Origin of the sequence: Wolbachia endosymbiont (group A) of Urophora cardui (assembly GCF_964028435.1) — a bacterium.
Lineage (GTDB): Bacteria > Pseudomonadota > Alphaproteobacteria > Rickettsiales > Anaplasmataceae > Wolbachia.
The window spans coordinates 1,554,060-1,567,895 of record NZ_OZ034774.1; the positions used below are offsets into that span (position 1 = coordinate 1,554,060).

Sequence of the window (13,836 nt, forward strand, 5' to 3'; positions counted from 1 at the left end):
TGTTCTCACAAAGGTACGTACTATTTTTATATTTTTTGAAGAAAGTAAATAATAAAATTTTTGGTGACGCTATAGAAAGCAGCATTTTCATAAACTTTTACGTAATTTTTTAACATAGTTGAAAGTTACTGAAATATCTGATATCATGTCTGATATCATGTTTGCATGATAGCATTAAACAGCAGAGTAAAATGAGTTTTGATCGATACGTTAAAGATGATTCTTTAATAATAAAGGACGCTACTGCGGTAGACATAGGGAGATTGCTAAGCTTTTTACAAAGTAATACGCACATTATAAGGCTTTCTTTAAAGAATTGCAATGTTGGTAGTGAAGTTGTAGAAGAATTAACTGAGCCTACAACGCTTAATTTATTGTGCAATAAGATTGGTGATGGAGTTACAAGAGGATTAGCTAAACTTGAGCTTTATACACCATCATCTCTAATGTCTGGATATGTTGATAACAGATATACTGTTAGTACCAAGGCTGTAAAAAAACTAGCTCAACTTAAAAATCTTACTTCACTTGATTTATCTAGTAACAAGATTGATTATGAAGGTGTAAAAGAATTAGCTCAACTTAAAAATCTTACTTCACTTAACTTATCGGGTAACAGGATTGATGATAAAGGTGTAAAAGAATTAACTAAACTTAAAAATCTTACTTCACTTAACTTATCGGGTAACAAGATTGGTAGTAAAGGTGTAAAAGAATTAACTAAACTTGCAAATCTTACTTCACTTTCTCTAGTGGATTGCGGTATTGGTTATAAAGATATAGGAGAATTAGCTCAACTTAAAAATCTTACTTCACTTAATTTATCAAGTGACAAGGTTAGTGATAAAGGTGTAAAAGAATTAGCTAAACTTGCAAATCTTACTTCACTTTCTCTAATATCTTGCCTTATTAGTGTTAGGGGTGTAAAAGAATTAGCTAAATTTACAAATCTTACTTCACTTAATTTATCGGGTAACAGGATTGATGATAAAGGTTTAAATGCTTTAACTAAGTCTTCATGCCTGAAGAACCTTAAAAAACTTCGCCTTGGTGAAATTGAAATTGGTATTGAAGGTATAGAAAGTCTAGCTGAAATTAAAAATTCCGGAGTTAAATTAATTCATTCTTTGAAAGAAATATCACATAGAATCTTTTGTGATTTCCTGTTGAAACCACGTCCTCACAATCAAGTTACATATAAAAAGGGCGTAAAAAAGATGATTTTTAATGTAGCCCAACATGATAATAGTGGCAAGATAGTTAAGCATATCCTCACACAACCTAACAAATACCATTTTTTGATCAACTCACAAGATGAACAAGGGCATACATTATCTCATTTCTATACCCACTCTCCTGAAATGCAAGAATTTTTATTTAAACATGGTTTAATTCCTGAAAAAGAACCAGAACTAGAAAGGGATGCTGAGTTACAGGGTATTTTACGAAATAGACAGTCTGTCCATGCAAGAGCAGCAAATAAGGAAACGTGTTTTTTCACTGCAAAGTTAGTAAAATCTATAAATGCTAATGAGAATGAATTAAAACAAGCTGCAACTTCTTATATGGAAAACGTGCCTAAACCACTTAAGCAATATCAAAACGACCAGATGAAAGTAAAGTTACTTGGCCTGACCAAAGATGGAAAAAGACTTGTAATGGAACAAGTATTACGTAAAAATGCAGCTGTACCAGATGATAAAGAATTTATTGAAATAACCTTTAAAAAAGTCGAGGAAGTGTTGAAGCAAAAATACTTAAGCAAAGATCAAGAAGGTGAATATATTGAAGAAATGTCTAGGGGAAAACTACAATATGATTACACGAGGGATAATGCAAAAGTTACCATACCTGAATCTATAGGTTATATTAAATTGCTAATTGATAGATTCACTATTCCATTGATGGCAAGAAAAGAATTGCTCGTTACTCTTGTGAACCAGAATCCAGAGCTGGTGCAACAAAAGTTATCTAGAATAAAATCAGAGCTTGGGAATGATAATGTTTCTCAAAAGCAAATAACTAATAGAGCAGAGTTTCATAAGTTATTAAATGATGTGGATGCTGATAAAGTAAACAAACTGTTTGAGGAAATTAGTGGCTTTAACATAGAAGAAACGTGGAAAGAGCAGAAAGAATTTGTTCTTCTACAAGAAATATATGAGGCGGCAACAACATATATTAGTAGAAACACTGGTGAAAACATTAATGCCTGTATTCAAGGTACATGGAGTCACATTATTAACAGTGTAAGTCAAATTGATTTAAACTTAAGGGAGCAGTGCGATCAATATTTAGAAAAGGAGAGAAAACTGGAAAAGCAACAAAACTCTATCACTGAGGAGAATATTACACCATTTGTAGAAAATTTAGCTGGCAAATTAATTCAATATGCTAAAGACAATCCAGAATGGCTTTGTTGCATCGCTAGCTATGATGGATTAAAGATAAAAAAGATGGAGAATATCAGTAGCTTATTATTCTGGTATTTATAACAAGAACGGTCAGTGAATACCTAAATTTGAGTAAAAGAAATTTCACTACCACTCACTAATCCGGCTAAAATTCAAGAATTTCAATGCTTTAGCTATTTTCAATAGAATTAAGTTTATTAATATAAATAATAAATTACTATTCTTAAATTTGATCAGATTGATTGCAAAAAAACAAGATTTTCAATAGGTTGCTTATAATCCTAGCTATAGTTAGCCTTTCATAAGTAGCGATGCAACAAAGCCATCCAGAATTTGGAGAAAATTTGGTAGACGATTTTATGATGAGTGGAGTACATTACGAAGAACCTAAGAAAATTTCACTTGGACAGCAAAAGGTTTTAGCAAAAATCAATCAAGAATTTACTGCAAGTATCCAGGAATTCCTGCCCAATTATGATAGAAGTATACCAAAAGTGGACGAGTATGTAATTATCATCAATGAGTTATGTAAAGTTAAGGCAATGCAAGATTTTGTACAAGGTAAAAGTGTAGACAATGACCAGGTTACAGAGCAATCGAATAAAACAACAAGCATACAAATAGAAGAAGAAAGTAACGATCGATCACAACCATTAACACAAAGCTCTATTGCTTCTTCAGATGATATTAGAAATCAAATACAAGAGAAAAATGATGAACAACGAATAGGAGTACAATCTGTATGTAATGGTTTAAGTGGTAGTACACAAACAAAATTCAAATCAACAAGCAGTAAAGCCTATGCTATAGAAATAGGGTGTGGTATGATTATTGGAGTAGCTATAGCATACCTTGCAGGAGCTGCTGCTTTAACCTCTGTTGCTACTGTTATTGCAGTGTTGCTTGTAGCTGCAGTGATTGGCGCACTGGTGGGTTATGGTATTAGCAAGTTTTGTGAAAAAGTTAGTGAAGAGAAACGAGAGAATTCTGATATAAGTACATGTGCTGCTGTTAAGAGTGTGCTTTTTGGTGCATTTGCTACTGGGTATTCTAAAACGTTGCAGTTTTAGTTCAAAATTAGCCTATTTTCACAACGCCGCTTTTATTTGAATTGTTCTCACAAATATACGTACCTTTTCGTGTTTTTGGGGAAAGTAAATAAACAAATTTGTTATGACACTAATTGACATGGTATCTTTGTTAAAATATTTTGTGAAAAAGTGGTTGACTTATAGTTTGGATATCTTAACGATAGCGTTAGTATAGGTATATTTGTTATGTATGCTTGTATGTTACATGATAGCATTAATATAGAGGGTAAAATGAACTTTTCTCAATATGTCAAAGATGACGCTTTAGTATCATATAACGCCACAATAAATATAAGCGAATTGGTAGGCTTTTTACAAAGTAAAATACACATTACAAAACTTTTTTTACCGTTTTGCGATATTGATGAAAAAGGTGCAGAGGTCTTAGCTAATGGGAATCTTTCACATCTTACTTCACTTAATTTATGGGGTAATAGTATAGGTGAAAAAGGTGCAGAGACCTTAGCTAAAGGTAAGCTTTCAAATCTTACTTCACTTAACTTACAGTCTAACAATATTGGTGAAAAAGGTGCAAAAGCCTTAGCTAACGGTAATCTTACAAATCTTACTTCACTTAACTTACAGTCTAACAATATTGGTGAAAAAGGTGCAAAGGCCTTAGCTAACGGTAATCTTGCAAATCTTACTTCACTTGGTTTAAGGGGTAATAGTATAGGTGAAAAAGGTGCAGAGACCTTAGCTAAAGGTAAGCTTTCAAATCTTACTTCACTTAACTTACAGTCTAACAATATTGGTAAAAAAGGTGCAAAGGCCTTAGCTAACGGTAATCTTACAAATCTTACTAAACTTAATTTATATAATAACAGTATTGGTGATGATGGTGCAGGAGCATTAGCTAAACTGAAAGAAAGACGTGAAGCTGAAACAACAAGATTAAGAGAAATGGAAGAAAGTCAAAATAGGGTGAGAGAATTAGAAGAGAGATATCAAATTGAAATAACAGCATATAGATTAAGAGAAATGGAAGAGATGCACCAAACCGAAATAACGAGATTGAGAAAAGAAAGACAAGATATGGCAAGAGAAATAGAAAAGTTAAAAGAAGAAAGGCAAAACACGGCAAGAGAAATAGAAGAAATAAGAGCTCAGCTTATGGAATTTAGAGCTGCAAGAGATTCACAGCAAGCAACTACTAGCCCTGCAAATCAAACTAATGATCAGCCAGATCTAAGTAGCAGGTTAAGTGAAGCGCAATCAGTGCCGGCATGTTCAGTTACTAAGCTCGTTGCATTCTGACGATAGTGATATTGAAGTAATCAGCAGATCGTAATGTCGTTAATCTGGCAGGCATAGCTAATTAACAAGCAGAAGCATAGCAGGATCAGAGGTGTGCACATCAATGTCAGTGAAGTTTGTGGAAGTCAAGAATACTAAAGTTAGAAAAATTATTCTTGCATTAGCTTTTATCCGTGCTATGTATATTATACATAATATCTTTATCGAGGGGGTGTATGACTGAAGGTATTTTTGAACCTGAGCAGGTTTCTAATGCAAAAATAAATCTCAAAATAAGTGAGACAGAAGAATCACCTAGTGGGTCAGTTACTGAAGAACTGTATGCAGAACATTTTGATCGGCAAACTCTTGAAAGTGGTACAGTATCGTCAAGTCAAGAACAAAGTGATGATTCTGATTACTGGGATGAGTCCGGTATTGCAGATAAAAATACTGTTGTTGAAAATTCTCTTATTTCAGCAAACTCAGTTTTAATGGGGTTAGGAAAGCTGTTAACTGAAAGCGAAAAAGTTTTGATTGATGAATTTTATAGAAAGATGGAAAATATAGTAAGAGCAAAGGTAGAAATGCCTCGCCAAGGTGAACACAGAAATTCTACAAAGGTTACCCTGGAGAATATTGTAAGTCAAAAATATGATATAAAGGAAATAAGAGGGAAAGATAACCCTACTCACTATAGGGATAGGGTTATCACGGGCGTGTGCGACCGGCAGAATATTGGTATTACAACCGTGTCCATCAAGGTACACTAGCCCATCTCTCGATACGTTTGAATAGTTGTGTGGGACATGTATATGCACCCGTTTACAATCTTAAATTAATTAAACTATCGAGGTTATAATGATTACATCTTATCAAAATTTTATTGGCATTGATATCGGGAAATTTAAAAATGTTGTTGCAGTTCACGAACAGAAGAATACTGTAGGATTTGACAATAATACTTCTGGCTGGCAACAATTGTTTCAAAAGTTTTCAGATATCCTACCTAATTCTTTAGTAACTTTAGAAAATACAGGAAAGTATGAGCTTGGTTTATTACATTTTCTTGTTGACAAAAATATTGCCACACATCGAGCTAATACCCGTAAAGTAAAAAGCTTTATCTTGTCTCACGGAACTTTAGCAAAGTCTGATAAATCAGATGCAAGAGCTCTTGCTCAATATGGATTTGAACGCCACAGCACTATCTCTCTATTTGTACCCACTTTTGAAAATCAATCAACCTTGGTTGCACTTTGTCAACGTCGTGATGACATTACGCAAATGAGAGCTCAGGAAAAATGTAGACTGGCAGCACCTGAAAATGACCATATAAAAGAAAGTTGTCAAAAAACTATCGAATTCTTTAATATTCAAATAGATGAACTCAATAATACTATACAAAAAATTATTGATGAAAGCCGTGAGTTACAACAACGTCAAAAAATCCTAAAAACAGTTCCTGGAATAGGTCCAAAGTTATCTCAAGATTTTCTCTGTTTAATGCCAGAGCTTGGTTACTTAAGCAGGAGAGAAGTTGCAAGCCTTGCTGGGGTTGCACCTTATCCAAAAGAAAGTGGTAAAACTATTGGATACCGAAGAATAACAGGTGGTAGAAGCAATGTTCGTGCAAAACTTTTTACATCTGCCATGGCTGCTGCAAAGTCCAAATCTGTACTTGGTGCCTTTTATTCTAAGCTTGTTGAAAGTGGTAAGAAGAAGATGGTAGCTATAACAGCTCTAATGCGTAAAATTATAGTAATTGCTAACGCAAGGCTTAAAGAAGCAATTAATTTGAATATTTAAAATTTACATAGCAGTAATTGAAATGAATATTGTGAACAAGCACGTCCGCACAAACTTAAAGTGCTTATTCACAATAGCTTAAACGGAAATTGTTGCAGCAGCTGTTTGATATAGAATTCTGTTTCTATGACAAACGGGTTTTTATTATCTATATGGTTGGGTAAAGTTGCAAAATTATACAAATAAAAAATTTAAAAAACATAGTTGATGGAACATTTAACAGATGAATATTTGAAAAAGAAAATAAAGCTAAATTTACGCTGTGATGGCTATGAGTACACTGTAGCGAACTTTGTGTTCAAAAAAATAATTGATATTGCTAATGCTGATAGTGTTATGCGTATAACGCCTACTACTAGATCACGGTATAAAGATTATAAGGAAGAGGAAGAGGCAATAGATGAGTGGACAGAGGGTGAAGAACCTTTATTCAATATTGTCAATAAGATATTATCAGCAGGTGCAAAAATAGAGTCTGATTTTTATGATCATAGTATGGTAAGTGAAGTTATGTGGGGAAATGATGAACCTATTTTTGCAGAATGCGGAAAAATTGAGAAAGAACTAAAAAGTATAGCATATAAAGGTTTAGTAAACAAGAATGAACAAGCTCAAGATGATGATCTAACAGTAGAAGCGGATAACAATCTTGTTTTTTTTAGGTGGCCACAAAACAGTATTGTTGAAGTTGCAAAGGTTATAAATAGTAAGGTGAATGAAAATTTCAATATAGAAAGTGGCATTTTACAGATTGGAGAAAGTATAATAAGAGTTGAAAATGTAGGAGGAAAAAGAAATTACACAGATGTCTTAGAAGGCAGCGTCGAGATGTCTTTTACTACTGAGGTAGGAAAGATTAGTATTTATCTAAGTTCTAGGGATGAAGGTAGTAATAGAATAAAAGTAGAGCTCGATGAAAAGAGCCAGGGAAAGTTTGATAAATTAAAAGATCAATTAAGTTTAGGAGAAAGCTGCTTTTTAGGAGGGAAAAGTGTTCTACAAGCTGTAAAAGATGGAGGTTTTGAAAGAAACGGTGGTATACCTATAGAGTTAGCTGAAACTATTAAACAATCAGATTGTGTAGTGAAAGAATCAGGCGTTCCGTCTACTCTTGTGAGTCCGATTGGTAGTTTAGACTCGCCGAAAAAGAAGGAAGCTTCAAGTCAAACAGTAGGCCATTTATAGGGTGGAGATCCCTATGGTGATATTAAATTAATAGCTTAGGAGTTTTTCTAAAGAAATTATCTTGTTTGAAAAATTACTTGACATTTATGGTCTTTCAATCATACCACTAGCTTTAAGATTCTGTAGATCCAGTTGTTCTATGTCTTCCACTTTTTCTAGCTTTGTGCCAGGCTTTAGAGCATTATACACAACGCAAAACCCATACAAACCAACCCAACAATCCCTCCAACTACCGCTATAACGTGTACTTTGGAATATTCAATCAGTAGATAAGATGCAACACAACTTACCAATAACACCGCACCAACAACACCAGCCAGGATTGCTTGCCTTTGTTGCGTTAACGGTTTGTTTTTTTCGTCTACAGAATTGCTAAATCTACTATCAAAACATGGTTCGGAAGTTGGCTCTACAGTAGTTTCTATTTGCGCTTTTTCGCTGCTTTCACTTATAGGTTGAAGATCTTCACTATTTATATTACATAATTTTGTGTCAGTTTCTGTAGCTTTATCAATTACGTGAGTAGTATCTTTATTTGTTACACCATATTTACATACTTCACGCACTTCCTTACTATTTTCATCTTTAGCTGTAGTAGTTTTGGTTGTAGGTGTGGTTTGCTGTTCTATGGTCGTTTTTATGCTAGGAATATCTTCTAAAATTTTTTGCCTTCTTCTCTTTTCTGTGCTGCTAGAAACACTTGGCTCTTGTTCTTTTGCGGCAGCGCTATTTTTGAATTTTTTAGCAATACTTTTCCATATTTTTTTCGGTGTTCTCATAATGTTTTTCTCCTATTGTTTTTATAAATTAAGATCATAAAACTTCTCCAGATACTGTCTTTCATGTCAATAGTAATTTTAAAAAACTTTTTAAACCGAATTTAAATTCCATTGATTAGTGTAGCTGTGCTTTAAGTTTGTGCGAACGCACAGCTACACTAATTTAGGGAAGCTGACCTATTTGTTACATTTCTCAGTAAAAACTCTACTATCTCTGGTCAAAGAGTTAGAAAAGGTAAGCAACTTTCTCATGTCAATGAGTCACTTAACTAAACCACCATTGAATGGTTGATTGTTTTTAAGAATACCAAAAAATACATGCATTAGTTTTCTCATCAGCGCAACAATTATAACCATTGGGCATTTTCCTCTACTTTCTAAACGTTGGCAAAACTTTTGAAAGTGAGAATTATGATTCTTGGCTACTATAGCTGGCATATAAAGAGCTTTGCGAATACGCTCAGATCCTATTTTACATATTCGACTTTTTTTACTTAGGGAGTGTTAAATAAACTGTGTCAAACCGAAAAAAAAGTAATAAATTGATATAAAAAAATGGAGGTTTGACAATGAGTCAGAAAGTAGTAAACAGAACTACCGGTTTGGTAGATTATAAAGAATTAGAAACAAATATCCTGTTGTCTATACGAGAAGGAAGACCGTTGACAGGAAGAGATGGAGCATTGACTCCTGCAACAATGTTGCAATAAACTTTGGTCCGCTTTTCCACTGTGTGTGAAAGAGTCTGGCAGCTCTTTTACTCGAAACACGATATGCACGTCTTCATGGTTAATCTCAATTCGCTTAACTAATGTTCTAATGATATCACGTCTAGTTAGCCAATCTGCGTTATCAAGACTTGAGTTAACGCTAGAAGAAAACTCTTCTAAAGTAGTCACCACTAGAGTTAAGTCTTGTTCAAGTCTTTTTTGATCAAATATCTTTTTCTTTTGCTCTCCGATCATTTGTAAGGTTTGTTTCATTGCTTTAATTCTTGGTTTAAACTCTTCTTCATTGATGTATCCTTGAGTATAGCCATCAATAAGCCTTGCAATGCCACAGTTTAATTGATCTTCTTTTTTCTCAAGAAAGTCACTTTTTTGATCTAATGGTGATTTTTTAATCTCTGAAAGTCTACGCTTGTATTCTTCTAATATCCGAGTAGGATTTTTCAATAGGTATTTTACCTCTTCCCATACAGCCACGTCTAATACATCTGTACGAATCATTCTATTATTACACATTTTATTGCCACCAAAGTGACCTCGCTCCGTACCAGTACAACGATAATATGTTCGACGAGCGCTAGAGCAAGTGCTAATACCATGATATCCATAATGACAAAGCTGACATACTGTTAAACCTTGCAACAAGTAATTTGCTCCCATTCGTCTTCTCCTAGCTATTCTTTTATTTTCAGTTAGCTGTTCTTGAACTATATCAAATAAATCTTCGTTTATAATATTAGGTACAGGAATATAAATCCAATTTTCTTTATCAGTACGAAAAGTAGAATAATTGTCTTTCGGTTGCTCACAAGAGCGTTTCTGTGGTCTTACGTGTTTTAATTTTACTCCTAGCTTTTTTTTACCGAATGCTGCTTGTCCTTTATAAGCAGGATTTTGTAATAGACGACAGACTACACTCCTATCCCAATACCTTTTTCCTGTTCGTGTTACGATGGACATAGCTCTTAATCTATGACATACTTCTCCAATGCTTACTCTTCCCCTTCCCACCCAAAAAAACATTTTACGAATGACTTCAGCTTCCTCTTCATTAATTTCAAAAAAGGCTTGTCCTCCTCCTATATGCTTATTTATATAACGATAGCCATAAGGAGCTCCACTCATTACATTTATACTGCCTTTATTGGCTGCGTGAATCTTGCCTCTACGACTTCGTTCCATAATTTTTGCACGTTCATATTCTGCTATCATACCCTGTATTTGTAATAGTAATTGAGATTCTGGATTATCGTCAATTTGACAATTCAAGAAAACTGTTTCTACACCCAATTTCTTAAATTCATCAACTAATAACATTTGATGTACATATTTGCGAGCCAAACGATCAGGAGAATGAATATAAACCTTATTAATATTACCTTCTGCTATTTGATCTCTTAATTTTTCTAAACTAGGACGTATTATATCAGAGCCACTATAACCATTATCAATAAATTTATATTCACTTAGTAATTTATGTCCATCAGCACTAATCTTATTCTCTATAGCAGTAATTTGGCTTGCTATTGTATCTCCTTGCACTTGTTTTCCTGAAGAAACTCTCGCGTACAGACTAACAGTTATCATTGCTCCCCCTTAAATTGATTCTATTGTTACATTCAAAAATTTTCTCCTTTTGGCTCCCATTTACTTGTTTATTTAATGCTAGTTTTTTATATGCATCTAATAAGTACAATTCTGCTAACCGATTAGGTTCATAACTATAGCTAACACGAACAGTCAGTTTCTTTTTTCCCATGAGCTTTCCTTGAAAATATATAAATATGTTCATATATCACTCATCGAAACAGATGGTCAGTTGATCGTTGGTTCTATAAGTGAAAACAACTCCTCGTTCTTTGAGTAGAAGCTGCCGGGAAATTATTTTTTTTAGTTTTATGTTTGTTGCAACATTGTTGCAGGGGTATTTACTGGCAAGCTGTCAAGGGAGAGAAAGGAAGCGCAAGCAAAAGCCGAATCTTTAGGTGTAAAAGTTAGCTCTAGTGTGTCCAAAAATACGGATTTTGTGGTTGTAGGTAAAGATCCAGGGTCAAAGTATCACAAAGCTTTAGAACTAGGTGTTAAAATTTTAACTGAGGAAAAATTTAATAAATTAATCTTGGGAGAAGAATAAACCCTTCTCGATCAATTCTTGTATCTACTGCGTCATTTCCTCGGCACAAATAATAGTCCGATTTTATTTGCTAGGTCCTTTTGGGTATATCCTCGCTTTAACCTACAGCTTCTTACTTTTTGTGCTATTTCATACCTTGTAGCACACTTTGTGTTATTGTTAGCTTTTTTTGAAACCATAAGCTCTATATGAAATTCTTGCTATGGATGCCTATTTGGTTTCAAGTTCCTCTACAGTTAAGCCAGTTATCTCGGGGATAATATCGATGGGAATGCCCAATATAAGCAGATTATTTGCAACTTTGATCCCCTCTGCTTTGTCGATCTTTTCTTTGTAAATTTGCCTTCTTTGGGATAAAAATTCTATTAGTATGTTCAGTTCATCTCTTGATTCCTGATTATCAATTCTTTTGAATTCTCTCGTCGAACTTAATAGCTCATTTTCTACTTCCTCGTCTTCACTTTCATAGTAATCTTCTTCCGTTATTAGATCTTCAGCATCTACTGATAATATTTCTGCTGCTTTACATGCCACCTCGCTCAAAAAGGTACTCTTCCCTTGTTCATAGTTATGTATTTGTGAACTTGCTACACCTAGCTCTTTTGCCAATTCCTCTTGAGTATATTCCCTTATTATCCTCCATTTCTTCATCTCTTGTCCTTCCTTGTGACGCTTACAGACAACTAGCTCTTTGTTATCATATTCATCTATTGATAAGCCTGTTGCTTGGTAGATAATATCAGCATCAAATTCTAACTCGAGCATATTTTTTGCCATTCTTATTCTTGCTGCTTTTACATCACTTTCCTCTTGAGCTCGAATAAATTTGGTTAATGCATTAATTGCCTTGCGCGGTCCTCTCCCCTTTGTTTTCATGTATTTTCCCATGAAATCGTACGTCTCTTGCGCCTTATCTTTATCAAAACAACTGTCTTCTCTTGGTGGAGGAAGTAGATTACTAATAGGAACTGACAATGCCTTTGCTATACGTTTTAACTTTTCAGTTGGAATGCCATATTTTCCTTTTACATACCTTAGCAGCGTATAGTATTCTATACCTGTTTTATTTGCTAAATCTTTTTGGGTATATTTTCGCTTTAATATCCAGCTTCTTACATTCTGCGCTATTTCGTATCTTATGGAGATAGTAGTACGTTTTGCCATGCCGCTAACAGAAATAAACTACACATTATTACACAGGTGAGCATAAATTTACCATGAAAATGTTGACTTCAAGCTCTTTATTATGAAAGGTGTGAGAGCTAATGGTAGGCTTACGTTCGCACTTTTGTTAGGCCCTTGCACCAAAAATAAGTGTTTTTAAAGCTCTTTATAGCTCATGAATTCATTTGCCGGGGTTTTTAGGCGCTTTATGAGTGGGTTATAAAAAGATCTACCCCAAACAACCTCTAAGGTGCGTAGTAGCATTCTAAAGCCATCTATGGGAGACATTTTTTTTCATCAACGCATTCAAAACTTAAAAAAATAAAAAACTTGAACATTTCTTCAGAATTGTGTATAATTATTAATGCTTTTTAGGTTAATGTCTCATGGCTTTTTCTAAGTTTCTTGATCCCAAAAATGATGTATCGTTTAAGCGTATCTTCGGTACTGAAAAAAATAAAGATATCCTTATTCACTTCCTCAATGATATTCTTGGCTTTACTGGTAAAAATGAAATAAATGATATAGAGTTTTTAAGTACTATTCAAGACCCTGATATCGCCGCTAAAAAGCAAAGTATTGTTGATGTTCTCTGTAGAGATTCTACAGGTGCTCAATACATTTGCGAGATGCAGGTCGCTAAAACTAAAGGATTTGAAAAACGTGCTCAATACTATGCTGCTAAAGCTTACTCAAGGCAAGCTGATAAAGGTGACCAGTATCATAACCTTAAGGAAATTATCTTCATTGCTATAGCAGATTGTGTACTGTTTCCTAATAAATCTGAGTACAAATCAAAGCATACTATTCGAGATGAAGACACTAATGAGCATGATCTAAAAGATTTCTATTTTATATTTATTGAGTTGCCAAAATTTCCAAAGAATAAGGAAGATCAGTTGGAAAATATAGTTGAAAAATGGGTTTATTTTTTTCGATATGCAGATGAGACTAGTGAAGAAGAGCTGGAAAAAATAATAGGTAGTGATGTAATAATTAAAAAGGCCTATGAAGAGCTAAATAGATTTAACTGGTCAGAAAAAGAATTTATTGCCTATGAACAGGAAATAAAACGTATTCTTGATGAACAGGCTGTCCTCGCTCAAAAACTTGATGATGCTACTGAAAAAGGCAGAGAAGAAGGCAGAGAAGAAGGCATCCAAATCGGTCATGAAAAAGGCAGAAAAGAAAGGGAAATTGAAGTCGCAAAAAACCTACTTAAAGCAGGGGTTTCTATCGATATAATAGCTCAAACTACTGGTCTTACAGTTAACGAAGTCAAAGACTTAAGCTAAT

The 13,836-nt window shown here is 34.0% G+C and carries 12 protein-coding genes and 2 pseudogenes; 9 read left to right on the plus strand and 5 right to left on the minus strand.

Going from position 1 to position 13,836, the window contains the following annotated elements; genetic code table 11:
- Window positions 1-191: 191 nt before the first annotated feature.
- From ABWU38_RS07525 to ABWU38_RS07550, 6 genes are all read left to right on the plus strand, one after another.
- The gene (locus ABWU38_RS07525; protein WP_353272785.1) at window positions 192-2,495 is read left to right on the plus strand and encodes a hypothetical protein; all 2,304 of its coding nucleotides are present in this window, start codon (window positions 192-194) and stop codon (window positions 2,493-2,495) included.
- A 230-nt stretch (window positions 2,496-2,725) separates the two neighbouring features.
- Entirely contained in the window at window positions 2,726-3,484 is a 759-nt protein-coding gene (locus ABWU38_RS07530; RefSeq protein WP_353272786.1) for a hypothetical protein, read from the plus strand.
- Between the two features lie 252 nt (window positions 3,485-3,736).
- Entirely contained in the window at window positions 3,737-4,762 is a 1,026-nt protein-coding gene (locus ABWU38_RS07535; RefSeq protein WP_353272787.1) for a hypothetical protein, read from the plus strand.
- A gap of 215 nt (window positions 4,763-4,977) precedes the next feature.
- The gene (locus ABWU38_RS07540) at window positions 4,978-5,514 is read left to right on the plus strand and encodes a hypothetical protein (RefSeq protein ID WP_353272788.1); all 537 of its coding nucleotides are present in this window, start codon (window positions 4,978-4,980) and stop codon (window positions 5,512-5,514) included.
- Window positions 5,515-5,602: 88 nt separating this feature from the next.
- A complete protein-coding gene (locus ABWU38_RS07545) occupies window positions 5,603-6,550 on the plus strand; it encodes an IS110-like element ISWpi12 family transposase (RefSeq protein WP_007302573.1) in 948 nt (315 codons plus the stop codon).
- A 207-nt stretch (window positions 6,551-6,757) separates the two neighbouring features.
- Entirely contained in the window at window positions 6,758-7,735 is a 978-nt protein-coding gene (locus ABWU38_RS07550) for a hypothetical protein (protein WP_353272789.1), read from the plus strand.
- Window positions 7,736-7,908: 173 nt separating this feature from the next.
- Here the strand turns inward: ABWU38_RS07550 and ABWU38_RS07555 are convergent, their stop codons facing one another.
- Both ABWU38_RS07555 and ABWU38_RS07560 read right to left on the minus strand, forming a co-directional pair.
- Entirely contained in the window at window positions 7,909-8,514 is a 606-nt protein-coding gene (locus ABWU38_RS07555) for a hypothetical protein (RefSeq protein ID WP_264688155.1), read from the minus strand.
- A 261-nt stretch (window positions 8,515-8,775) separates the two neighbouring features.
- The gene (locus tag ABWU38_RS07560; protein ID WP_264688485.1) at window positions 8,776-8,994 is read right to left on the minus strand and encodes a hypothetical protein; all 219 of its coding nucleotides are present in this window, start codon (window positions 8,992-8,994) and stop codon (window positions 8,776-8,778) included.
- Window positions 8,995-9,083: 89 nt separating this feature from the next.
- Between ABWU38_RS07560 and ABWU38_RS08440 the strand changes: the two are divergent.
- Window positions 9,084-9,206 (plus strand): annotated as a pseudogene (locus ABWU38_RS08440) (IS256 family transposase); the annotation flags it as partial.
- Between the two features lie 501 nt (window positions 9,207-9,707).
- Here the strand turns inward: ABWU38_RS08440 and ABWU38_RS07565 are convergent.
- Together ABWU38_RS07565 and ABWU38_RS07570 are read right to left on the minus strand one after the other, a co-directional pair.
- Window positions 9,708-10,829 (minus strand): annotated as a pseudogene (locus ABWU38_RS07565) (recombinase family protein); the annotation flags it as partial.
- Entirely contained in the window at window positions 10,816-11,034 is a 219-nt protein-coding gene (locus ABWU38_RS07570; RefSeq protein ID WP_341819653.1) for a hypothetical protein, read from the minus strand. The gene ABWU38_RS07570 and the pseudogene ABWU38_RS07565, both read right to left, overlap by 14 nt.
- 120 nt (window positions 11,035-11,154) lie before the next feature.
- Here ABWU38_RS07570 and ABWU38_RS07575 point away from each other — a divergent pair, with 120 nt between their 5' ends.
- The gene (locus ABWU38_RS07575; RefSeq protein WP_353272840.1) at window positions 11,155-11,376 is read left to right on the plus strand and encodes a BRCT domain-containing protein; all 222 of its coding nucleotides are present in this window, start codon (window positions 11,155-11,157) and stop codon (window positions 11,374-11,376) included.
- Between the two features lie 210 nt (window positions 11,377-11,586).
- On the opposite strand, the gene ABWU38_RS07580 is transcribed toward ABWU38_RS07575, so the two are convergent.
- Entirely contained in the window at window positions 11,587-12,540 is a 954-nt protein-coding gene (locus ABWU38_RS07580) for a helix-turn-helix transcriptional regulator (protein ID WP_353272790.1), read from the minus strand.
- Between the two features lie 386 nt (window positions 12,541-12,926).
- Between ABWU38_RS07580 and ABWU38_RS07585 the strand changes: the two genes are divergently transcribed.
- Window positions 12,927-13,835 (plus strand): Rpn family recombination-promoting nuclease/putative transposase, encoded by a 909-nt coding sequence (locus ABWU38_RS07585; protein ID WP_264688169.1) that lies wholly within the window; start codon window positions 12,927-12,929, stop codon window positions 13,833-13,835.
- The last annotated feature ends 1 nt before the right edge of the window (window position 13,836 follow it).